Consider the following 23152-nt stretch of genomic DNA (forward strand, 5'->3'; position numbering starts at 1 on the left):
ACCGATGGACGACCTCGACCGGCTCGCGGCCCTGCACGGCGTCGCCACCACCTTCCAGCCGGCCGAGGACGTCACCGTCCCGGTGCCCGAGACCACCGTCAGGGCCGTCCTCGGCCTGCTCGGCGTGCCCGTCGACACCCCCGAGGCCGTCCGGGCGATGGCCGAGGAGGACGGGCTGGAGCGGGCCGGACGGGCACTGCCCCCCACGGTCGTGCTCTGGCAGGGGGAGCCCGCCCCGGCGCCGCTGACCGCACTGCCCTCCGGCACCCGGATCCGGGTGGACCCGGAGGAGGGGCCCGAGCCCCTCGTGTGGGAAGCCGGCGACGGGCGGCCGCCCCACGGACTCTCCTCCGGGCAGCCCGCGGAACTGCCCCTGGGCGTGCACCGGCTCACCGCCGGGCTGCCCGACGGGCGCACGGCCGCCGCCACCCTGATCGTCGCCCCGGAGCGCGCCCCGGCCGCGCCCGTACGGGCCCACGGGCTGCTCGTCCAGCTGTACTCCCTGCTCTCCGAGCGCTCCTGGGGCATGGGCGACCTCGGCGACCTCGCGGAGCTCGCCCGCTGGGCCGCCCGTACCCACGGCGCCGGCTTCATCCAGGTCAACCCGCTGCACGCGGCCGTCCCCGGCACCCCGACCGACCCGTCCCCGTACCGGCCCTCCTCGCGCCGCTTCCCCGACCCGGTGCACCTGCGGATCGAGGACGTCCCCGAGTACGCCGACTGCCCGGACCGCGACGCCCTCGCCGAACTGGCCGCCCGGGGCGCGGAGCTGCGCCGCGAGGTACTGGAGAAGGGGGCCCTCATCGACCGTGACGCCGTGTGGGCCCTCAAGCGCGCCGCCCTGGAACTGCTGTACACCGTCCCGCGCAGCCCCGCCCGGGAGGCGGGGTACGCCGAGTTCCGCGCGGAGCAGGACGGTCAGCTGGACGCGCACGCCGCCTGGTGCGCGTCCAGGGCCGGGGAGGACCCCGAGGAGCGGGCCGACTTCCACCGCTGGCTGGTCTGGCTGACGGACACCCAGCTCACCGCCGCCCAGCGGGCCGCCCGTGAGGCCGGGATGACGGTCGGCATCGTGCACGACCTGGCCGTCGGCGTGCACCCCGACGGCTCGGACTCCCTCCTCGGCCCGTACCACGCCCGGCACATCAGCGTCGGCGCCCCGCCGGACGCCTTCAACGCGCGCGGCCAGGACTGGGGGCTGCCCCCCTGGCGGCCCGACGTCCTGGAGGGGACCGCGTACGCCCCCTTCCGGGCCCTGCTGCGGGCGGTGTTCCGGTACGCGGGAGCCGTCCGCATCGACCACGTCATGGGCCTGTTCCGGCTCTGGTGGATCCCGGAGGGGGCCGCGCCCGCCGAGGGCACGTACGTCTCCTACGACGGCGAGGCGATGCTGGCCGTCCTGGTCCTGGAGGCGCACCGGGCCGGGGCCGTGGTGGTCGGCGAGGACCTCGGGACGGTGGAGCCGCGGGTCCGCCGGGCGCTGGCCCGGCGCGGGATCCTCGGCACCTCCGTGCTGTGGTTCGAGCGGGACTGGGCGGGCGACGGGGAGCCGCTGGAGCCCGAACAGTGGCGGGCGGACTGCCTGGCCACCGCCACGACCCACGATCTGCCGCCCACCGCGGCCAAACTGGCCGGGGAACACGTCGAACTGCGGGACCGGCTCGGCCTGCTGACCCGCCCGCTGGAGGTGGAGAAGGGCGAGGACGCCGCCGACACCGCGCGCTGGCTGGAGGTGCTGGAGCGGCTCGGACTGGACACCGGCCACGAGGAAGCGGCCGTGCGGTCCCTGTACGCCTTCCTGCTGCGCACCCCCGCCCGGCTGGTCGGCGTGTGGCTCCCCGACGCGGTGGGGGACCGGCGGCCGCAGAACCTGCCGGGCACCTGGGACCAGTACCCCAACTGGCGGCTGCCGGTCGCCGACGCCTCGGGCCGGCCGCTGACCCTGGAGGAACTGGCGGCCTCGCCCCGGGCGAACGCCCTGCTGAGCGCGGTGCGGGAGGGGGCGCAGACCCGTACGGCACCCCCGGGCGCGCGGCCGCTTTAGGTGTTCGCTACGTTTGCACCGTGGACAAGAAGAACGCTCTGCGCGCCGGCGCCGTCACGGCCGGAACGACGCTGATGATGCTGCTGATGACGTCTCCCGCCCTCGCGCTCACCCGCGACGACGGTGACGACCCGGGTCCGGGCCTGAGCATTGGCGAGACGCTCGGCCTGTTCGTGGCCCTGCCGATCGTCCTGTTCCTGGTCATCGCGGGTCTCGTGATGGTCGGCGACAAGTCGCGCAAGACCCAGGGCTGACCCCACCGGGCAGTCCGTCTCCTTAATGCTTCCGGGGCGCCGGAGGTCCGCGGAGCCGTCGTAGGACGGCTGCGGTGCGACCTCCGGCGCTCCGTCGTGTCTACGGCACGCCGGCCATGAGCTTGCGCAGCAGGCCCGTGAGCTGCTGGACCTCCACCCCGTCGAGGTCGGACAGGGCGGCCTTCTGGACCTCCAGGCCCGCGGTCACCGCCTCGTCGATCAGGGCGAGCCCGCGGTCGCTGAGCGTCACCTGGAGCCCGCGCCGGTCGTGCGGATCGGGGCTGCGGGCGAGCAGTCCCGCCTTCTCCAGCTTGTCCAGGCGCCCGGTCATCCCGCCCGTGGTGAGCATCAGCGTGGCCGACAGCTGGCGCGGCGAGAGCGTGTAGGGGGCTCCGGACCGGCGCAGCGTCGCGACGACGTCGAACTCCCCGCGGGAGATCCCGTAGCGGTTGTAGGTCCGTTCCATCGCGTCGCCCATGGCCTTGGTGATCCGGTACATCCGCCCGAAGACGGCCATCGGGGCCGTGTCCAGATCGGGGCGTACCGCGTACCACTGCGCGGCGATGGCGTCGACGGCGTCCTTGTTGGCCTCGGTCATGAGTGCAGTATCCGGTTCCGCTTCCTCGTTCGCAAGAAAGTTGCTTGACGGAAAGTGGCTTAGTGCTAAGCTACTTTCAAGTGACCTACTCGGGGGAGGAACAGGGATGAAGGTGGTCAAGGGGGCCGCGGAAGCCAGAGTGGCGGGGGAATGGTCCCTGCTCACGGGCATCGGGATCAGCGCGGTCGGGATCGGGATGTACATCCCCTTCTCCCTCGTCTTCTTCCACCACGTCACCGGCCTCTCCTTCACGCTCGTCGGGCTGGTGCTCACCGTCACCGGCCTGGCCGGGCTCGCCTTCATGCCGCTGGCCGGCACCGCCGTCGACCGGTACGGAGCCCGGAAGGTCAACCTGGTGCTCTACGCGGTCCGGGCGGCCGGCTTCGCCCTGTACCCCTTCGCGGGATCACTGCCCGCCTTCGCGGCCGTCGCGCTGGTGACCGCCCTCGCCGACCGCTCCTTCCCCGTCGTCCAGCAGTCCCTGATCGGGGAAGTGGCCCGCGGCGGAGCCCGCGACCGCCTCCAGGCCTCCGTACGGGCCCTGCAGAACGCGGGCATGGGCGCCGGAGCCCTGCTCGTCTCCGGGGTGCTCGCCCTGTGGGGGCCCGCCGGATTCCAGTACACCGCCTGGGGCAACGCCCTCGCCTTCGCCGCCGCCGGACTGCTCGTCGCCCGGGTCCGGCCCGTACGGGACGCCCTGGCCGCAGGCTCCGCGAAGCGCCCGCCCGCGGGGTACCGGATGGTGCTGCGGGACCGGCCCTTCCTCGGGCTGACCGCCGCCAACTTCCTGACCGCGCTCGGCTACGCGGCCCTGTCCGTCCTGTTCCCCCTCTACATCTCCACCTGGCTGCGCGGGCCCGACTCCCTCACCGGAGCCGCCTTCACCGTCAACACCGCCCTGTGCGCCGGGATCGGCGTCCTGATCGCCGGCCGGGTCCGCCGCTCCGGAGCCCGCCGCACCCGCTCCGCCGCCCTCGGCGCCCTGCTCTTCGCCGCCGCCTTCGCCGCCCAGATCGTCCTCGGCACCCTGCGTCCCGGACAGACCGTCACCATGGTGGCCCTGCTGGCCATCGTGGTCGTCTACACCCTCGGCGAACTCGTGCACAGCCCCTCCGGCGGCGCCCTGTCGGTCTCGGCCGCCCCCGAAGCCGTCCGCGGCCGCTACCTCGCCACCTACCAGCTGTCGTACTCCCTCGCCACCGCCCTGGCCCCGTCCCTCTTCACGGCCCTGCTCGCCGTCGACGGCCGCCTGCCCTGGGCCGTCCTCGCCGTCGCCGCCCTCGGCGCCGCGCTCGCCCTGCTCCTGCTGGAGCGGCACCTGCCCGCCGACGCCGTCCACGCCACCCCGCCGGCCCCGGCCGCCGCACCCGCCGGAGCCCCGGCCCCCACGGCCGCCTGAACCCGCAGTCCGGTCGAACCCGCAGCCCGGTCCGATCCCACGCTTCCTCACCCGCCCGAGGAGTTCCCGTGAACCGCCTGACCACCACCGTCCTGACCGCCCTGGCCCCCATCTCCTGGGGATCGACCTACTTCGTCGCCAGCGAACTCCTGCCCCCCGACCGGCCCCTGTTCACCGGGGCCATGCGGGCCCTGCCCGCCGGACTGCTGCTCATCGCCCTCTCCCGGACCCTGCCCAAGGGCGAGTGGTGGTGGAAGTCCGCCGTCCTCGGCACGCTCAACATCGGCGCCTTCTTCCCGCTGCTCTTCCTCTCCGCCTACCGGCTGCCCGGCGGCGTCGCCGCCGTACTGGGCTCCGCGGGCCCGCTGTTCGTCGTAGGACTCGCCGCCCTGCTGCTGGGCGAGCGGGCCAGGCTGCGGACCGTCCTCGCCGCCGTCGTCGCCGCGTTCGGCGTGAGCATGGTCGTCCTGACCGCCGAGGCGGAACTCGACCTCGTCGGCGTCATCGCCGGTGTCGTCTCCTCCGCCTCCATGGGCGCCGGCACCGTGATGACCAAGCGCTGGGGACGCCCCGAGGGCGTCGGCCCGCTGGCCGTCACCGGCTGGCAGCTCACCGCCGGCGGGCTGGTCATCATCCCGATCGCCGCCCTGATCGAGGGGGCGCCGCCCGCCCTCGACGGCAAGGCCTTCCTCGGCTACGGCTACATGATGCTGATCAACACCGGCATCGCGTACTGGCTCTGGTTCCGAGGCATCGGCCGGCTCACCGCCACCTCCGTCACCCTGCTCGGCCCGCTGTCCCCGCTCACCGCCGCCGTCATCGGCTGGGCCGCGCTCGGCCAGGCCCTGTCGCCCGTCCAGCTCGCCGGCATGGCGCTCGCCTTCGGCGCGACCGTGGTCGGGCAGCTCCCGGCCCGAACCGCCCGGACCCCCAAGCAAACGTTCAGTTCTCCTGAAGACATCGATCGAAATGTTTCGATGGACCTGAGCAGTTCCGAGGTGCGACGGTAGGGCCACGAACCACAGACCCAGACCCCGAGGGGGAGACACCACGTGACCGTCACGGACCGCGTCCGCACCGTCCCGCAGACCCAGCAGCAGCCCACGACCAGGGGGAAGAAGGGGGCCGCCGGACTCGGCGTCCTCCTCGCCCTGGTCGCGACGGTCGTCTGGTCCGGCAGTTTCGTGGCGACCCGGGGGATGGCCGACACCGTCCCGCCGGTGCAGGCCGTCTTCTGGCGGTGGATCATCGCCGCCGTCGCGGTCGCCCCCTTCGCGGCCCGGCAGGCCTGGCGCCAGCGGGCCCTCCTGCGCCGCCACCTCGGCTACGTCAGCCTCGCCACCCTCTTCGGCGTCACCCTGTACAACACCCTCGTCCACCAGGCCGGACTGACCACCTCCGCCTCCAACATGGGCATGATCATGGCGGCCTCCCCGGTCGTCATGGCCCTGTACTCCCGCCTCGGCGGCGAACGGCTCGGCGCCCGCCGCACCTTCGGCATGCTGCTCGCCGCGTTCGGCGTCCTGCTCCTCGTCGGGGACGGCTCGATCGGCTTCGACTTCGGCGCGGGCGACCTGTGGATGTTCGGCGCCGCCCTCTCCTTCGCCACCTACAGCGCCCTGCTCAAGCGCAAGCCCGCCGAGATCGGCCAACTCGCCTTCCTCTTCGCCACCTTCGTCCTCGGCGCGCTGATGCTGGCCCCCGCCTACGCCGTCTCCCTCACCGTCCAGGGCGGCTTCGAGGTCACCCCCGGCTCCGCCGGACAGCTCCTGTACGTCGGCGTCTTCTCCTCGGCCGTCGCCTTCTTCGCCTGGAACAAGGCCGTCTCCGTGATCGGCGCGGCCCGCGCCGGAGTCGTCTACTACCTCCAGCCGGTGTGCGTCGCCGGACTCGGCTTCCTGCTCCTCGGGGAACACACCGGGCCCGCCCAACTGGTGTGCATGGCGCTGATCCTGGGCGGCGTGGGACTGGGTGCCCGGCGGTAGGTTCGGTCCCATGACCGAGTGGGACATCAAGAAGCTGCGGATCCTGCGGACCCTGGCCGACCGGGGCACCGTGACCGCCACGGCCGAGGCGCTGCACATGACGCCCTCGGCCGTTTCGCAGCAGCTGACCAACCTCGCCCGGCAGCTGGGGGTGCCGCTGCTGGAGGCCCAGGGGCGGCGCGTACGCCTCACCGACGCCGCCCACCTCGTCCTGCGGCACACCGAGGCCGTCTTCGCGGAACTGGAGCGGGCCGACGCCGAACTCGCCGGATACCTGTCGGGGGAGGCCGGCGAAGTACGGATCGGGGCCTTCTCCACCGCCGTGCCCGTCCTCGTCGTCCCGGCCGTCGCCGCCCTGCGGCGGACCCACCCGGGGATCGAGGTACGGGTCCGCGAGACGGAGGCCGCCGAGTCCTACGAGCTGCTGACCGCCGGGGCCGTGGACCTCGCCCTGTCCCTGGCCGCGCACGCGCCCGGCGCCCGCGACCCCCGCTTCAGCCGGGTCACGCTCCTGGAGGACCCGCTGGACGTGGCCCTGCCGCCCGGGCACCCGCTGTCCGCCGCGCCCGCCCTGCGGCTGGCCGACCTGTCCGGCGAGCGGTGGATCTACGGGGGCAGCGGACCCTGGTCGGAGATCACCCGCAGCGCCTGCGAGGCCGCCGGGTTCGTCCCGGAGCAGGCCCACTCCGCCTCCGGCTGGACCGCGATCCTGGCCATGGTGGAAGCCGGCATGGGGGTCGCCCTCGTACCCCGCATGGTCACCGGCCGCGCCGCCGGGGTCACCGTCCGGGTCCTGGCCCACGACCGGCCCGCCCGGCACGTCATCGCGGCCCTGCGCCGGGGCTCCGAGTCCGCACCCGCCCTCGCCCGCGTCCTCGGGGCCCTCCGCGAAACCGCGGGAACGCTGCGCTGAGCGCGGGCGGCCGCGAACGGCCGCACCCCGCCCCGCCCTCGCGGGCCGGACGGGGTGCGTTCAGCGGTGCGTCAGGCTCCGGCGGCGGCGTCGGCCGCCTGGGCCTTCAGGGCGCGCTCGACGCCCGAGCGGGACTCCGACACCAGCCGGCGCAGGCCCGCGTTCGGCTCGGCCGAGGCCAGCCACGCGTCCGTCGCGTCCAGCGTCTCCTGCGAGACCTGGAGCGACGGGTAGAGGCCCACCGCGATCTGCTGCGCGATCTCGTGGCTGCGTGTGTCCCAGACCTCCTTGACCGCCGCGAAGTACTTCGCCGCGTACGGGGCGAGCAGCTCGCGCTGGTCGGTCTGGACGAAGCCGCCGATCACGGCCTCCTGCACCGCGTTCGGCAGGTCGTCGGACTCCACCACCGAGGCCCAGGCCGCGGCCTTGGCCTCCGCCGTCGGGCGGGCGGCCCGTGCGGTCGCCGCGTGGCGCTCGCCCGCCGCGGTGGCGTCCCGCTCCAGCTCGGCCGCGATCGCCGGCTCGTCGGCGACGCCCGTCGCCACGAGGCGCTCCAGGAACGCCCACCGCAGCTCGGTGTCCACGGCCAGGCCCTCGATCTCCGCCGAGCCGTCCAGCAGCGCCGACAGGTACGTGAGCTGCCCCTCGGTTCGGGCCGTGGCCGCGAAGGCGCGGGCCCACGCCAGCTGGTGGTCACTGCCCGGCTCGGCGCCGCGCAGGTGCTCCAGCGTGGCCTCCGTCCAGGTCGCCAGGCCCTGCTCCCGCCACGCCGGGTCGGCGTACAGTTCGACGGCCAGCTTCACCTGGCGGTGCAGCGACTGCACGACGCCGATGTCCGACTCCTTGCCGATGCCGGACAGCACCAGCGCGAGGTAGTCACGGGCCGCGAGCTCTCCGTCGCGGGTCATGTCCCAGGCGGAGGCCCAGCACAGGGCGCGCGGCAGCGACTCCGCGAAGTCGCCGAGGTACGCGGTCACGTTCGCGAGGGACACCTCGTCCAGACGGACCTTCGCGTACGACAGGTCGTCGTCGTTGAGCAGGACGACGGCCGGACGCGCGCGGCCCACCAGCTCCGGCACCGCCGTGAGGCCGCCGTCGATGTCCAGCTCGATCCGGTCCGTGCGCACCAGGGCGCCGTCGCTCAGGTCGTACAGGCCGACCGCGATGCGGTGCGGGCGCAGCACCGGCTCGCCCTTGGCGCCCGCCGGGAGCGCCGGGGCCTCCTGGCGGACGGCGAACGCCGTGATGACGCCCTGGGTGTCCGTCTCGATCTCGGGACGCAGCACGTTGATGCCGGCCGTCTCCAGCCACGACTTCGACCAGGCGGTCAGGTCACGGCCGGAGGTCTCCTCCAGGGCGCCCAGCAGGTCCGACAGGCGCGTGTTGCCGAACGCGTGCGCCTTGAAGTAGGCCTGCACGCCCTTGAAGAAGGCGTCCTGGCCGACGTAGGCGACGAGCTGCTTGAGCACCGAGGCGCCCTTGGCGTACGTGATCCCGTCGAAGTTGACCAGGACGTCGTCCAGGTCACGGATGTCCGCCATGATCGGATGGGTCGACGGCAGCTGGTCCTGCCGGTACGCCCAGGTCTTCATGGAGTTGGCGAAAGTGGTCCACGCGTGCGGCCACTTCGAGCCCTCGGCGTACGCCTGGCAGGCGATCGAGGTGTAGGTGGCGAACGACTCGTTCAGCCAGAGGTCGTTCCACCACTCCATCGTGACGAGGTCGCCGAACCACATGTGGGCGAGCTCGTGGAGGATCGTCTCCGCGCGCACCTCGTACGCCGCGTCCGTCACCTTCGAGCGGAAGACGTACTGGTCACGGATGGTGACCGCACCCGCGTTCTCCATCGCGCCCGCGTTGAACTCCGGCACGAAGAGCTGGTCGTACTTCGCGAACGGGTAGGCGTACGCGAACTTCTCCTGGAACCAGTCGAAGCCCTGCCGGGTCACGTCGAAGATCTCGTCCGCGTCGAGGAACTCGGCGAGCGAGGGACGGCAGTAGATGCCCAGCGGCACGGACTGCCCGTCCGGACCCTCGTACGAGCTGTGCACCGCGTGGTACGGGCCCACGATCAGCGCGGTGATGTACGAGGAGATCCGCGGGGTCGGCTCGAAGGCCCACACCCGCTCCTTCGGCTCGGGCGTCGGGGAGTTCGAGATGACCGTCCAGCCCTCCGGGGCCGTCACGGTGAACTGGAACGTCGCCTTCAGGTCGGGCTGCTCGAAACTGGCGAAGACCCGCCGCGCGTCCGGCACCTCGAACTGGGTGTACAGGTAGGCCTGCTGGTCGACCGGGTCGACGAAGCGGTGCAGGCCCTCACCGGTGTTGGTGTAGGCGCAGTCGGCGACGACGCGCAGCTCGTTGGACCCGGCGGCCAGGTGGGGCAGGGCGATCCGGGAGTCCCGGAAGACGGCGGCCACATCCAGCGACTTGCCGTTCAGGACGACCTCGTGCACGGCTGGCGCGACCAGGTCGATGAAGGTCTCGGCGCCGCCCTCGGCCGACTGGAAGCGCACGGTGGTCACGGAGGGGTACGTGCCGCCCTCCTGCGCACCGCTGAGATCGAGTTCTACCTCGTACGAGTCGACGGTGAGCAGCTTCGCCCGCTGCTGAGCCTCTTCACGGGTGAGATTCGTGCCAGGCACGCGGTCATCTCCTTTGATGGTGACGTTGCCCGGCCATCCTTCCACGCGGGCCGCGTCACCGCGCCGGAGTAATCCACGGGCGAACGCGAGGTCCGATTCCCGCCAGCGCCGGGGGGCCGGGCGGGGCACGATCGCAGCCATGACCTCCTCCACCGGGCGGCCCCCCGCCCTCCCCCTCGCCCTTCCCCTCGACCCCGCCGCCCTCGCCGAGCTGCGCCTGCGCGACGACGCCGGCCGGCCCTGCCTGCCGTACGAGGACCAGGAGGGCGGCGCCCCGCTGCGCTGCTGCCTGCGCCGCAGCCGGGCGGGCGAGCGCATCGCCCTCGTCTCGTACGCGCCGCTGCGCCGCTGGGCGGCCGCGTCCGGCACGGACCCGGGGGCGTACGACGAGCAGGGGCCCGTGTTCGTGCACGCCGACCCCTGCGCGGGCCCGCCGGAGGACGGCGGCCTGCCGTTCGGGACGCCGGGGGCGCTGCGCGTGGCCCGGCGCTACGACGCGGCCGGCCGGATCCTCGGCGGCCGTGCGCTGGACCTCGGCGAGGAGCCGGACGCCGTCGTCGGGCAGGCGCTGGCCGAGGCCTTCACCGACCCGGAGGTCGCCCTCGTGCACGTCCGCGCGGTGGAGTACGGCTGCTTCCTCTACGAGGTGCGCCGGCCGTGAAACGGGGGAGGGGCGGGCGCCGTACGGCACCCGCCCCCCGCGCGCCCGCGCCCGGTCAGCCCTGGCGGAGTTCCTCGGCCACGAGCTCCGCGATCTGCACGGCGTTCAGCGCCGCGCCCTTGCGGAGGTTGTCGTTCGACAGGAACAGCGCGAGGCCGTTGTCGACGGTCTCGTCCACGCGGATGCGGCCCACGTACGAGGCGTCCCGGCCGGCGGCCTGGAGGGGCGTCGGGATCTCGGACAGCTCGACGCCGGGCGCGTCCTTCAGCAGCTCGTAGGCGCGCTCCACGCTGATCGGCCGCTCGAAGCGGACGTTGACCTGGAGCGAGTGGCCCGAGAAGACGGGGACGCGCACGCAGGTGCCGGAGACCTTCAGCCCGGGGATCTCCAGGATCTTGCGGGACTCGTTGCGGAGCTTCTGCTCCTCGTCGGTCTCGAAGGAGCCGTCGTCGACCAGGTTGCCCGCGAGCGGGACCACGTTGTACGCGATCGGGCGCTTGTAGACGGCCGGCTCCGGGAAGTCCACGGCGCCGCCGTCGAAGGTCAGCTGGTCGGCGGCCTCGGAGACCGCGCACGCCTGGCCCTTGAGCTCGGCGACACCGGCCAGGCCCGAGCCGGAGACGGCCTGGTAGGTGGTGGCGATGAGGGTGAGCAGGCCGGCCTCGTTGTGCAGCGGGCGCAGCACCGGCATCGCGGCCATGGTGGTGCAGTTCGGGTTCGCGATGATGCCCTTGGGGCGGTTCTTGATCGCGTGCGGGTTCACCTCGGAGACGACGAGGGGGACCTCCGGGTCGCCGCGCCAGGCGGAGGAGTTGTCGATCACGACGGCGCCCTGGGAGGCGACCTTCTCGGCGAGGGCCCTGGAGGTGGCGCCACCGGCGGAGAAGAGCACGATGTCCAGGCCGGAGTAGTCGGCCGTGGAGGCGTCCTCGATGGTGATCTCCCGGCCCTCCCACTCCAGGGTCGAGCCCGCGGAGCGGGCCGAGGCGAACAGCCGCAGCTCGTCCACCGGGAACTTCCGCTCGGCGAGGATTCCGCGCATCACTGCGCCGACCTGTCCGGTGGCTCCGACGATTCCGACCCTCACGGTGACTCCTCTACGTAGGTACGACGCGGGCGCGCGTGGAGCCATCATGCGTTCGACCCCACGAGCCTTGTCCAATCCATTGTCCGAGGTACGGACGGTGTCCCCGGCGTGAACCCCCGTGACGAGTGCGTGACGGGCGTGTTGCACGACCCCCGAAGGTCCGTTTTGCCTGGTCAGGGGCGGTTACCGTCCGGTCTGTCGTGACCGTTATCCGGACACGGCGGACCAGACATCGAAACGCCTATCTCGGGGAGAACACCGTGCGGGACATCCGCCACCGCCGCCGGTCCATACCGGCCCTCGCCGCCCTCGCGGCCGCCGCCGTCGCCGCGCCCGTGCTGCTCGCGGCCACTCCGGCCGCCGCGCACGACCGCGACCACCGCGAGGGCCGGCTCGCCAAGGAGCTGGTCGAGGAGGTCACCGCCCGCGGTGCCTACCGCCACCTCGCGAAGTTCCAGCAGATCGCCGACGCCAACGGCGGCAACCGCGCCGCGGGCACCCCGGGCCACGCCGCGTCGGCGGCGTACGTCCACGACACCCTGAAGAAGGCCGGCTACCAGGTCTCCTACCAGGACTTCGACATCTACGAGGCGCACACGAAGACGGAGAAGACCACCGTCCTCGGCGCCGCCCCCCGCGAGCTGGCCACCGCCGCCTTCACCTTCACCCGGTCCACCCCGGCCGGCGGCCTGACCGCCGCGCTCGCCCTCGCCCGGGTCGACGAGACCCCCGGCTGCACCGCCGACGACTACCCGGCGGGCGCCTTCGCGGGGAAGATCGCCCTGGTCAAGCGGGGTTCCTGCACCTTCGTGGAGAAGCAGAGGGCGGCCGCCGAGGCGGGCGCGCTCGGCGTCATCGTCTACAACCACAGCGGCACCACCCCGGTCCGCGGCGGGTTCTCCTCGCCCGCCGAGGGCGTCATCCCGAGCGCGGGCATCACCCTCGCCGACGGTGAGGCGCTGGCCGCCGCGGCCGCCGCGGGCGAGGTGAAGGTGCGCCTGGACCTGGACCAGGAGCACGTGAAGAAGACCACCCGCAACGTGATCGCCGAGACCCGGGGCGGCCGCGCCGACCGCGTGGTGACCGTCGGCGCCCACCTGGACTCGGTCCCCGAGGGCCCGGGCATCAACGACAACGGTTCCGGCTCGGCCGGTCTGCTGGAGGTGGCCCTGAAGCTCGCGGACGAGGGCGCGAACAAGAAGGGCAAGGGCAAGCAGCCCGCCAACAAGGTCCGCTTCGCCTGGTGGTCCGCGGAGGAGCTGGGCCTGCTGGGCTCCGAGCACTACGTGGCGCAGCTGTCCGACCAGCAGAAGAAGGACATCGCGCTCTACCTGAACTTCGACATGATCGCCTCGCCGAACCCGGTCCAGTTCGTCTACGACGGCGACGACTCGGACAAGACCGGCGCGGGCGCGGGCCCGGCCGGCTCGGCGCAGATCGAGGCGCTCATCAACGGGTTCCTCGACAAGAAGGGCAAGCCGCACGAGGGCAGTGACTTCGACGGCCGCTCCGACTACGGCCCGTTCATCGCGAACGGCATCCCGGCGGGCGGCACCTTCACGGGCGCCGAGGGCATCAAGACCGCCGAGCAGGCCAAGCGCTACGGCGGCAAGGCCGGCGCCCCGTACGACCCGAACTACCACGGGGCCGGGGACACGCTGAAGAACCTCGACCTGAAGGCCTTCGACACGAACCTGGACGTCATCGCGCACGCGGTCGGCACCTACGCCGATTCGCTGCGCTCGCTCGGCAGGTAGCGGGACCCGGACCGCGCGGGGTCCGAGGGGGGAAAGCCCGGAGGGGCGGTGCTCTGACGAGCGCCGCCCCTCCGGTGTCGGTCCCTCCGTACTACGGGAGGACCTTCTCGATCTGCACGCTGCCGGTGCCGGCGGCGGTGCCGCGGCCGTTCAGCAGCTGGGCCTGGCCGAAGAACTGACGGCCCTCGGGGGCCGCGCTGTTGACCAGGACCTTCGCCGAGACCTGCGCCGAGGCGCCGGAGGCGAGGTTCACCGAGGCGGCCTCGTCGACCTGGACGGAGCCCAGGGCGGCCGAGAAGAACACGTCGCGGTAGTCGTACGTGGTGGTGCCGGCCGGGATGGCGTAGCCGATCACCTTGATGCTGTAGGTGCCCGCGGCCGGCTTGACCAGGCTCACGGCCTCCTCGGAGTCGCCGTCGGCGGCGGAGCCGACCTTGACGCCGTCCTTGTAGACCTCGAGGTCCAGGTCCGCGCCCGTGTCGGACGTCTTGCCGATGGCGATGTCGAGGCGGGAGACGTCCGCGCCGATCGTCACCTCGGTGGTCTGGGTCTCACCGGCGGCGATGGTCGGCTTGGCGACCTTCGCGGAGCCGAGCGGGCCGCCGACGAGCTTGCCGCCGGAGATGGCCGCGGCCTCGTTCTTGATGGTCCACTGGACCGGGGCCGGGGTGCCCTGCTTGACCTCGGGAAGGACCTTGACCGCCGGGTCGAAGGCCGCGCCGAGGACGGACACGTCCAGCTTGTACGGGTTGTCGAGCAGCGGCGACGTACGACGCGACTCGACCTCGATCTCCCAGACGCCCGGAACCGGCTCGGCGTACGAGCGCAGGTCGGGGCGGCAGGTGTTCGCCGGGTTGTTGTAGTTCGGGTAGCACTGGGTGGTGGCGCTGTCCTCGACGCCCACGCCGTACGGGTGGATCGAGATGAAGCGGGTCTGGCTGTCCGGCTTCAGACCGCCCAGGGCGACCTCAAGGGTCTTGGTGCCCGGGGGGACCGTCACGAAGTAGGACTTGTGGCTGTTGCGCTGCACGGACGAGGTGTCCGAGAAGGAGAACGACGGCTTCGCCAGCGGGGCGGCCGCGACGACCGTCGCCAGGACCTGCTTGTCGATGCCCTCGGTGTTCGGGTCGTCGAGCTGCAGGATGCCGCTGTGGACGCCGGCCGACTTGACGTTGGCCTCGACCTTGATGGTGACGGGCTTGTTCAGCGGCAGCGTGACGTAGTCGTAGCCGCCGATGACCTTGAAGCTGCCGTCGTCGTTGCGCCAGCTCAGGTTGTGCCGGGTGCCGTACTTCACGCCGGTGGTGCGCGTGACGACGACGTTGTAGACCTTCTTCTGGCCGACCTTGAGGCCGCCCTCGCGGTCGTAGACGCCGGTGCCGAAGCCCGGGGTCTTCAGGAACTGGTCGATCGCGGTGTCGACCGGCGCCTTGACCGTGAACTCCTCGGCCTTCGCGTCGCGCTGGATGGACTCCCACGCGGCGCCGACGTCGAGCAGGCCCGCGCCCTGGGCGTGCGCCGGGACGTCGTCGATCTTCTTGGCGGTGCTGGTCAGGGCGACCCGCAGGTTGGCCGGCTTCAGCGCGATGTTGTGCTGCTTGGCGGCCGATATCAGCAGGGCGCCGGCGCCCGCCGCCTGCGGCGAGGACATCGAGGTGCCCTGGAGCATGCCGTAACCGGCGGGCAGGGTGTAGCCCGCCTCGGCCACCGGCGCGCCGGGCAGCCAGGTCTGGATGGTGTTGATGGCCGCGCCGGGGGCGGTGATGGTCGGCGTGAAGCCGCCGTCCTCACGCGGACCGCGCGAGGAGAACGGGAACATGTTGTACTTCTTGCTCACGCCGGAGCCGTAGTTGGCGGCCCAGGTCTCCTTGGAGACCGCCGCGCCCACGGAGATGACCTTGTCGGCGAGACCGGGGTCACCGATGGTGTTGACGCCGGGACCCTCGTTGCCCGCCGAGATGACGAGCTGGACACCGTAGGTGTCGATGAGGTTCTTGTAGAGCTCGGACCGCGCGTTGTTGCCGTCGTTGAGCGCCGGCAGGCCGCCGATCGACATGTTGACGATGTCGACGCCGCGGTTCACGACGAGGTCGATCATGCCCTCGGTCAGCGCGACGTTGGTGCAGCCGCCGGACCAGGAGCAGGCGCGCGAGGAGACCAGCTTGGCACCCGGGGCCTGGCCGTTCATCTGGCCGCCGAAGAGACCGTTGGCGGCGGTGATGCCCGCCACGTGGGTGCCGTGCTCGGACTCGATGATGCCGACGTTGACGAAGTCGGCCTTCTTGCCGACCCAGTCACCGCCCAGCGGGTCCATCGCGACGTCCTTGCGGATCTCGATCACGAACGGGATGCGCTCGGCGACCTCGGTCGCCGGGTTGTCCGTGCCGAAGTAGCCGATCTGGTAGCCGTCCTTGTACGGCTTCATCGGCTCGTTGTTCGTGAAGTCGCCGTCCTGGTCGGTGTCGACGCGGACGGTGCCGGCGGCGACGTCGTAGAGCAGGCCGAACCGGTCGGAGGTGTCCCCGTCCCGGTTGACGTCGCCCTTCATGTCGCCGTTGGCGGTGATCGACTCGGTGAAGCGGCTCCACTGGAAGTTGCCCTCGGGGGCCTTCCAGCTCTGGCCGCCCGCCGAGAAGGTGCCGCCCGCGGCGGTGACCGGGTTGATCTGGGCGCGCCAGGTCCCGTCGTTGTCCGTGATCGGGTCGGTCGCGGTGACCCAGTCGACGATCTTGCGCTCGCCGGTGGTGGTCTTCTGCAGCGCCGGGTGGCCGACGTCGACGCCGGAGTCCATGATGCCGATGGTCACGCCGCGGCCGTCGGCCTGCGGGTTCTGCTTGACGAAGTCCACCGAACCGGTCTCGAACGACGGGTTGTACGGGTTCTTCGCCGGGGTGTTCTTGTCCGGCGCCGCGAACGTCTCGGCCGCGGTCTTCTTGACCGTGCCGGTCCCGCGGTCCGCGTCCGGACGGGGGTCCGGGCGCTGGATCTCGTGCCGCAGGTCGATGCCGTGGACGGAGTCCAGCTTGCCGGCCGCCTTCAGCGCGGCGTCGGCCTTGTCGGTGGGCAGCGTGGCGCGGACGTAACCGAGCTTGTCGTACGTCCGGCCCACCGAGGCGCCCTGGACGGCGTCGAGCTGGTCGGCGACCTGCTTGGTCTGGCCGGGGGCGGTCGCGACCATGACGGTGACGGTGGCGTCACCCTTGGCCTTGGCCTCCTGGAGCAGTTCGGCGTCGGCCGAACCGAGCTTCTGGTCGGCGGACTTGACCGGCGCGGTGGCCGGCCCCGTCACCGGGCCGTCGGCGGTGCCCGCCGCGAAGGCGGGCACGGCGCCGGTGGCGCAGAGGGCGGCCACCAGGCCCGCGGCCGCGGCGACGCGGGCGACGCGCCTGGTGCCCGGTATGGCCCCGGTGGTGGAGCTGGGGGAGTCGAGGGTCATCAGCATCCCTGGCTAAGTGAAAGATACGGTCCGGATTTCGGTGCCGGATGACCGGTCAGCTTTGCGCAAGTGACCGCTGTTTGGGGAGGGATGTCATTGACCGAGACCTGACATGGCGGACACTCGCCAGCGCGGAGTATGCGCCAGGGGGAACAACTCCGGGCAGGGCGGGGCAATTCACAGGTGTCTGTGAGTGGATTTATAGACTTTCCGAGCTCTCGACCCGGTCGGGGCGGGTATCCGTCTCACCGCCGGTGTGACAGATTTCGACCGTTCAGCGCACGCGCGGGCGCGCGTTGTGTCGCGCGGCCTGCGCGCGGTCGCCGCAGCCGGCCGCCGGGCACCGGACCAGGGCGCCGTCGGGCGAGGTGTCGAGGAAGCGCAGGGTGCAGTCCTGTGAGGCGCAGGCGCGGATCCGGTCCGCTCCGGCGCCCAGGAGGTCCAGGTAGTTCCGGGCGGCGGTCCAGGCCGGGCCCCACGCGGGATCGGCGAACTCGGGCCGCTCGCCCGCTCCTTCGGCGGTCAGGGTGACCCGGATCCGGCCGTGTTCCAGGACGGCGTCGATCAGGTCGCGGGCGCTCTCGTCGGCCGGGTCCGCGACCGCGCGGGCCAGTGCCTCGCGCGCGGTCATCAGGTGCACCAGGGTCGCGGCGTCGGCCCGGAACCGGCCGGCGAGGCCGGTGCTCCGCAGCCAGAGCGTCAGCCCCTCGACCCGGGTCAGCCCGAAGGCTCCCGCGAAGAGGTCGACGGGCTCGCCCCCGTGCGTCCAGCGCGTGTTCAGCAGGTCGAGGGCGACCGGTTCCCCGGTCAGTGGACGCGGGTCCGTGCTCTGGTCCGTCATGCCGCCTCCTCGCCGCCTCCGCCGCCTCCCGAAGCGTACGTGACCGGCCGGTATCCGCCGTGCCGCGGCCCGAGCGGCCCGCGCCTCACCGGGGGAGCACCACCAGGTAGGCGGCGGGCTCGTGGTCGTCGGAGGCCGTCAGGGCGGTGCGTACGACCGCCGCCTGCTGCTCGGGCCAGTCGCGGAGCTTGCGGGGGGTCAGGTGCAGCACGGTCACCCCGAGCCGCTCCAGCGTCTCGCGCTTGCGGACGGCCTCCGACCAGTCCTCGTCCTCGCCCTGGCGGGGGGCGCGGGTGTCGATCTCGATGGCGACGGCGTGCTCGGGCCAGTACGCGTCGACCCCGCCGAGGTGCGGGCCGCCGGGCAGCCGCAGGTCCACGTTCCACACGGGCTCGGGCAGCTCGTAGCCCCGTACGAGCTGGTACAGCCGGTCCTCGGCGATGGCGCGGCCCTCGGCGAGCAGGGACTCGACGGCGTCGACCACGTGCGGCCGGTTCAGCAGCCGCGCCACCGTCAGCTCCCGTACGACGGCCGCCGGTTCGCAGTGCCCGCCGCGCACGGCCTCGCTGAGCAGGCGGCGCACGGTCGTGGCGTCGGAGAGCTGGGAGACCGCGTCGGCCACGGCCCGGGCCACCGGCGCCACCGGGAGTCCGGTCACCTCCACGGAGCGGGGCGGGGTGTGCGTCCGGATGATCCGGACGTCCCCGGTGGAGCGCAGCCGCCGGGTGTTCGCCACGAGCACGTCGATGTGCGAGAGCCCGAGCAGGGCGGGGGCGGACGCGAAGCGGTACAGCGCGAGGGCGGCCAGCCCGGTGATCATGACCTCGGCGCCGCCCCGGCGGCCGGCGTACAGCAGGGCCGCGTGCAGCCGCTCCTCGCTGGTCGCGGGTCCGGAGTGGAGCAGGAACACCCCGGGCAGCAGCTGCTGCCAGGGCCGCCCGGCCGCCTCGGAGGCGCTGACGCCGTGCTCGCGGAGCTGGGCGAGGGTCAGCACGCGGGGGCGGCTGGCGGTGAGGTGGGCGAGGGGGAGGGGTGCGTTCTGGTTCATGACGCGGTGATTCCCTCAGGCCATGGCCTTGCTAACGCCTGTTACACGCTCGTCGACAAATCCGGACAAGCCAGGGCTAAAGTACGGGCGTTCGACTGCCGAAAGGGACCGCTGCCCGGCATTCGTCGTACGAGCTCACAGCTACCCCGCCCCCGCCCGGGGAAGCGCGCGGGGGCGGAGCCGGCCGGCCCCGCCCCCGCGCGCACGCGTGTCCCGCCGGATCAGCCGGCCGCCGCGTCGCAGGCCTGGGCGCGCAGGGCCCGGGCCAGGTCGTCACGGGACTCCAGCACCAGCCGCCGCAGCGCCGGCGCCGCGTCCGGGTGGGCCGAGAGCCAGGCGTCGGTCGCCTCGACCGTGGCCGGCGAGTCCTGGAGCGCGGGGTAGAGGCCCTTCACCACGTGGATGCCGATCTGGATCGAACGCTCCGCCCAGACCCGTTCGATCACCTCGAAGTAGCGGTCGGCGTAGGCCGCCAGCAGGTCGCGCTGCGAGGACTGCTGCATGCCCCCGATCGTCGCCTCCACCAGCGCGTTCGACAGGGCGTCCGATTCGACGGTCGCCGCCCACGCCTGGTCCTTGACCGCCGCCGACGGCCGCGCCGCCAGGCAGCGCACCTGGTGCTGCTTGCCCGAGGCGGTGTCGTCGCGGGCCAGTTCGGCGGCCAGTACGCCCTCGTCCACCGCGCCGTGCGCCGCCAGCGGCAGCAGGAAGTCCCAGCGCAGCTCCTGGTCGACCTCCAGCCCGTCGATCCGGGCGCTCCCGTCCAGCAGGCCGAGCAGCAGCTGGTGGTCGCCCTCGGTGGCCGCCCCCGCCGCGAAGAACCGGGCCCAGGTCAGCTGGTGTTCCGAGCCGGGCTCGGCCAGCCGCAGCTCGCGCAGCGCGCCCGCCGCCAGCTCGCGTCCGCTGCGCTCGCGCCGCTCCGGCGCCGTGTAGTGGGCGACGGCGCCCAGCGCCTGCGCGTGCAGCATCTGGAGGACGCCCACGTCGGTCTCCCGGCCGGCGTGCGCGAGCAGCAGCGCCAGGAAGTCCCGGGCCGGCATCAGCCCGTCCCGGGTCAGGTTCCACAGCGCCGACCAGCACAGGGCCCGGGCCAGCGGGTCGGCGAGACCGCCCAGGTGGCTCCGCAGCGTGGCCAGTGAGCCCTCGTCGAAGCGGATCTTGCAGTAGGTGAGGTCCTCGTCGTTGACCAGGACCAGGTCGGGCCGCTCGGCCCCGGCCAGCCCGGTGACCACCGTACGGGCCCCCGCCACGTCCGCCTCGGCGCGCGCGTAGCGGACCAGCCCGCCGTCGGTCTCCAGCCGGTACAGCCCCACCGCGATCCGGTGCGGGCGTCCCTGCGAGGGAGCCGGCTGACCGGGCAGGGCGTCGGCCTCCTGGAGCACCGCGAGCTCCGTGACGTGTCCGCCCGCGTCGCAGGTCACCACCGGCGTCAGCGTGTTCACGCCGGCCGTCTGCAGCCAGGCCCGCGACCACGCCGTCATGTCCCGGCCGGAGACCTCGCCGAGCACCGACAGCAGGTCGTCCAGCGTGGTGTTCCCGTAGGCGTGCGCCTTGAAGTAGCGCCGCGCGCCCTCCAGGAACGCCTCCCGTCCCACGTACGCCACCAGCTGCTTGAGGACCGCCGCGCCCTTGGCGTAGGTGATCCCGTCGAAGTTCAGCTTGGCGTCCTCCAGGTCACGGATGTCGGCCGTGATCGGGTGCGTGGACGGCAGCTGGTCGGCCCGGTACGCCCAGGCCTTGCGGCTGTTGGCGAAGGTCACCCACGCCTGGTCGAAGCGCGTGGCCTCGACCAGCCCGAACGAGCCCATGAAGTCCGCGAAGGACTCCTTCAGCCACAGGTCGTCCCACCACTTCATGGTGACCAGGTCGCCGAACCACATGTGCGCCATCTCGTGCAGGATGACGTTCGCGCGCCGCTCGTAGGAGGCCTGCGTGACCTTCCCGCGGAAGATGTACTCCTCGCGGAAGGTCACCATCCCCGGGTTCTCCATGGCGCCCAGGTTGTACTCCGGCACGAAGGCCTGGTCGTACTTCCCGAAGGGGTACGGGTAGTCGAAGATCTCGTGGAAGAGGTCGAAGCCCTGCTTGGTGACCAGGAAGACGTCGTCCGCGTCGAAGTGCTTCGCCAGGCCCTTGCGGCACATCGCGCCCAGCGGGATCGTCAGGTCCCCGCGCGTGTAGGTGTCCGTGACGTAGTGGTACGGACCGGCCACCACGCAGGTGATGTACGTGGAGATCGGCGCGGTCTCGGCGAAGCGGCGGGTCTGCCCCTCGCGGGACTCCTCGGCGCCGTTGCTCCACACGTGCCAGCCCTCGGGCGCGGTCACCTCGAAGCGGTACGGGGCCTTCAGGTCGGGCTGCTCGAAGTTGGCGTACACCCGCCGGGCGTCGGCCGGCTCGTACTGGGTGTAGAGGTAGACCTCGCCGTCCTCCGGGTCCACGAAGCGGTGCATGCCCTCGCCCGTGCGGCTGTAGGCGCAGTTCGCGTCCACCACCAGGACGTTCTCGGCGGCCAGCGCCTCCAGGGCGATCCGCGCCCCGTCGAACACGGCGGCCGGGTCCAGGGCCCGCCCGTTGAGGGTGACGGAGTTCACCGAGGGGGCGATCAGGTCCGCGAACGAGGAGGCGCCCGGGACCGCGGCGCGGAAGCGGACGGTCGTCACCGAACGGAAGGTCCGGGGGCCCTCGGCCGGTTCGGCCTCGTCCACCGCGGACCTCAGGTCGAGGACCACCTCGTACCCGTCGACGGACAGCAGCTCGGCCCGCTCGCGGGCCTCGTCACGGGACAGATTCTCTCCGGGCACCTGCACTCCTTCGTGCGTGATCGCGTTCTCCGCCTCGAATCCTCCCACGGGGAATGCGGGCGGCCCCGGCCCGGTTGGCGCAGGGGACGGTGCTGGCAATGGCTTGTTTTTTGACACGAGGAGAGACATGGCCGACACACAGGTGAGCGAGAAGACCCCGGTCGACTTCTGGTTCGACCCGCTCTGCCCCTGGGCCTGGATGACGTCCCGTTGGATGGTCGAGGTCGAGAAGGTCCGCGACGTGGAGGTCCGCTGGCACGTGATGAGCCTGGGCGTGCTCAACGAGGACAAGCTCGACGAGCTGCCGGAGACCTACCGCAAGCTGCTCGGCCCCGAGGCCTGGATCCCGGTCCGCGTGGTGATAGCCGCGGAGCAGAAGCACGGCAAGGAGATCACGGGCAAGCTCTACACCGCGCTCGGCACCCGCATCCACAACGAGGGGCGCGGCAACACCGCCGACGTCGTCGCCGAGGCGCTGGCCGAGGTCGGCCTGCCGGCCGAGCTCGCCGACTACGGCACCTCCGACGAGTTCGACGCCGAGCTGCGCGCCTCGCACAACGACGGGATCGAGCGCGTCGGCCAGGAGGTCGGCACCCCGGTGATCTCCGTCCCCGGCACCGACGGCAAGGACGTGGCCTTCTTCGGCCCGGTCGTCACCCCGACCCCGCGCGGCGACGACGCGGCCCGGCTGTGGGACGGCACCCTGCTCGTCGCCTCCACCCCCGGCTTCTTCGAGATCAAGCGCACCCGCGACAAGGGCCCGAGCTTCGAGTAGCCCTCCACCGGAACCCGGCCGCGCCGGGCTCCGTCACGACGCAGAAGGCCCCCGCGAGTCACGTCCTCGCGGGGGCCTTCTGGTGGAAACGTCCGCAGGTGAAGGTTGAGAAGACGATCACGAGGCGGACGGACCGGGGGTGCCGATCAGCCCTTGGCGGGGATCAGCAGCGGGGTGTTCGCCTTGGCGTCGGCGTAGCGCTTGGCCACGTCCTGCCAGTTGACGACGTTCCACATGGCCTCGATGAAGTCGACCTTCTGGTTCTTGTACTGCAGGTAGAAGGCGTGCTCCCAGGCGTCGAAGACCAGGACCGGGGTGCTGGCGACGCCCACGTTGCCCTGGTGGTCGTAGATCTGCTCGACGACCAGACGGCCGCTGACGGGCTCGTACGCGAGCACGCCCCAGCCGGAGCCCTGGGTCGCGGAGGACGCGAAGGTCAGCTGCTTCTTGAATTTCGCGAAGGAGCCGAAGGACTCGGTGATCGCGTCGGCCAGCTCGCCCAGACCGTCGGCCGCGGTGGGCTCGCCGCCGCCCTCGCCGGTCTTCGGGCTGGCCATGTTGTGCCAGTAGATGCTGTGCAGGATGTGGCCGGAGAGGTGGAAGGCCAGGTTCTTCTCGAGGCCGTTCAGCGCGCCCCAGTTCTCGTCGTCGCGCGCCTGCGCGAGCTGCTCCAGGGTGTTGTTGGCACCCGTCACGTAAGCCGCGTGGTGCTTGTCGTGGTGCAGCTCGATGATCTGCGGGTTGATCACCGGTTCGAGCGCCGCGTAGTCGTAAGGAAGCTCAGGAAGCGTGTAAATGGCCATGTCTGTAATCCGGTCCCCTCAGCGTGCCAATCGCTTATTGCAATCAATGCGCAACTGCACGCTAGCAGTATCTATTCCACCTCACGAGTAAGGGTTACCTCT

At 72.3% G+C, this 23152-nt stretch carries 17 protein-coding genes; 9 read left to right on the forward strand and 8 right to left on the reverse strand.

The window, feature by feature from the left end; translation table 11 throughout:
* The first annotated feature begins 4 nt into the window (after window positions 1–4).
* Together ABZZ17_RS23240 and ABZZ17_RS23245 are read left to right on the forward strand one after the other, a co-directional pair.
* Window positions 5–2044, forward strand: coding sequence for a 4-alpha-glucanotransferase (locus ABZZ17_RS23240; RefSeq protein WP_356878217.1), 2040 nt, complete (start codon window positions 5–7; stop codon window positions 2042–2044).
* Between the two features lie 20 nt (window positions 2045–2064).
* Window positions 2065–2298 (forward strand): hypothetical protein, encoded by a 234-nt coding sequence (locus ABZZ17_RS23245; protein ID WP_356878218.1) that lies wholly within the window; start codon window positions 2065–2067, stop codon window positions 2296–2298.
* Window positions 2299–2398: 100 nt separating this feature from the next.
* On the opposite strand, the gene ABZZ17_RS23250 is transcribed toward ABZZ17_RS23245, so the two are convergent.
* Window positions 2399–2896: a MarR family transcriptional regulator gene (locus ABZZ17_RS23250; RefSeq protein ID WP_356878219.1), complete on the reverse strand. Its 498-nt coding sequence runs from the start codon at window positions 2894–2896 to the stop codon at window positions 2399–2401.
* Between the two features lie 106 nt (window positions 2897–3002).
* On the opposite strand from ABZZ17_RS23250, the gene ABZZ17_RS23255 reads away from it, so the two are divergent.
* The 4 genes from ABZZ17_RS23255 (at window position 3003) to ABZZ17_RS23270 (ending at window position 7193) form a co-directional block, all read left to right on the forward strand.
* Window positions 3003–4295, forward strand: a complete 1293-nt coding sequence (locus ABZZ17_RS23255) for an MFS transporter (protein ID WP_356878220.1) — start codon at window positions 3003–3005, stop codon at window positions 4293–4295.
* Between the two features lie 68 nt (window positions 4296–4363).
* Window positions 4364–5305: an EamA family transporter gene (locus ABZZ17_RS23260; RefSeq protein WP_356878221.1), complete on the forward strand. Its 942-nt coding sequence runs from the start codon at window positions 4364–4366 to the stop codon at window positions 5303–5305.
* 42 nt (window positions 5306–5347) lie between these two features.
* Window positions 5348–6280 (forward strand): DMT family transporter, encoded by a 933-nt coding sequence (locus ABZZ17_RS23265; protein WP_356878222.1) that lies wholly within the window; start codon window positions 5348–5350, stop codon window positions 6278–6280.
* Between the two features lie 10 nt (window positions 6281–6290).
* Complete coding sequence (locus ABZZ17_RS23270; RefSeq protein WP_356878223.1) at window positions 6291–7193, forward strand: LysR family transcriptional regulator; 903 nt, start codon at window positions 6291–6293, stop codon at window positions 7191–7193.
* Window positions 7194–7264: 71 nt separating this feature from the next.
* On the opposite strand, the gene pepN (ABZZ17_RS23275) is transcribed toward ABZZ17_RS23270, so the two are convergent.
* Window positions 7265–9838 (reverse strand): aminopeptidase N, encoded by a 2574-nt coding sequence (pepN, locus tag ABZZ17_RS23275; protein ID WP_356878224.1) that lies wholly within the window; start codon window positions 9836–9838, stop codon window positions 7265–7267.
* Window positions 9839–9977: 139 nt separating this feature from the next.
* Between pepN (ABZZ17_RS23275) and ABZZ17_RS23280 the strand changes: the two genes are divergently transcribed.
* Entirely contained in the window at window positions 9978–10499 is a 522-nt protein-coding gene (locus tag ABZZ17_RS23280; RefSeq protein ID WP_356878225.1) for a DUF1203 domain-containing protein, read from the forward strand.
* Window positions 10500–10554: 55 nt separating this feature from the next.
* On the opposite strand, the gene ABZZ17_RS23285 is transcribed toward ABZZ17_RS23280, so the two are convergent.
* Window positions 10555–11586 carry an aspartate-semialdehyde dehydrogenase gene (locus ABZZ17_RS23285; RefSeq protein ID WP_356878226.1) on the reverse strand — a complete coding sequence of 344 codons (1032 nt, stop codon included), beginning with the start codon at window positions 11584–11586 and terminating at the stop codon, window positions 10555–10557.
* A gap of 260 nt (window positions 11587–11846) precedes the next feature.
* On the opposite strand from ABZZ17_RS23285, the gene ABZZ17_RS23290 reads away from it, so the two are divergent.
* Window positions 11847–13343, forward strand: a complete 1497-nt coding sequence (locus ABZZ17_RS23290; protein ID WP_356878227.1) for a M28 family metallopeptidase — start codon at window positions 11847–11849, stop codon at window positions 13341–13343.
* A gap of 91 nt (window positions 13344–13434) precedes the next feature.
* Here ABZZ17_RS23290 and ABZZ17_RS23295 read toward each other — a convergent pair whose 3' ends face one another.
* From ABZZ17_RS23295 to pepN (ABZZ17_RS23310), 4 genes are all read right to left on the reverse strand, one after another.
* Complete coding sequence (locus ABZZ17_RS23295) at window positions 13435–16779, reverse strand: S8 family serine peptidase (protein ID WP_356878228.1); 3345 nt, start codon at window positions 16777–16779, stop codon at window positions 13435–13437.
* Window positions 16780–17053: 274 nt separating this feature from the next.
* On the reverse strand, window positions 17054–17620 hold the full coding sequence (locus ABZZ17_RS23300; protein ID WP_356878229.1) for a CGNR zinc finger domain-containing protein: 567 nt from the start codon (window positions 17618–17620) through the stop codon (window positions 17054–17056).
* Window positions 17621–17705: 85 nt separating this feature from the next.
* Window positions 17706–18668 (reverse strand): hypothetical protein, encoded by a 963-nt coding sequence (locus tag ABZZ17_RS23305; RefSeq protein ID WP_356878230.1) that lies wholly within the window; start codon window positions 18666–18668, stop codon window positions 17706–17708.
* A 221-nt stretch (window positions 18669–18889) separates the two neighbouring features.
* A complete protein-coding gene (gene pepN, locus ABZZ17_RS23310) occupies window positions 18890–21472 on the reverse strand; it encodes an aminopeptidase N (RefSeq protein WP_356878231.1) in 2583 nt (860 codons plus the stop codon).
* 127 nt (window positions 21473–21599) lie between these two features.
* On the opposite strand from pepN (ABZZ17_RS23310), the gene ABZZ17_RS23315 reads away from it, so the two are divergent.
* Window positions 21600–22247, forward strand: a complete 648-nt coding sequence (locus ABZZ17_RS23315; RefSeq protein ID WP_356878232.1) for a DsbA family protein — start codon at window positions 21600–21602, stop codon at window positions 22245–22247.
* Window positions 22248–22393: 146 nt separating this feature from the next.
* On the opposite strand, the gene ABZZ17_RS23320 is transcribed toward ABZZ17_RS23315, so the two are convergent.
* Window positions 22394–23050 carry a superoxide dismutase gene (locus ABZZ17_RS23320; RefSeq protein ID WP_356878233.1) on the reverse strand — a complete coding sequence of 219 codons (657 nt, stop codon included), beginning with the start codon at window positions 23048–23050 and terminating at the stop codon, window positions 22394–22396.
* Window positions 23051–23152: the final 102 nt, after the last annotated feature.

Source organism: Streptomyces sp. NPDC006512 (genome assembly GCF_040611935.1).
Lineage (GTDB): Bacteria > Actinomycetota > Actinomycetes > Streptomycetales > Streptomycetaceae > Streptomyces.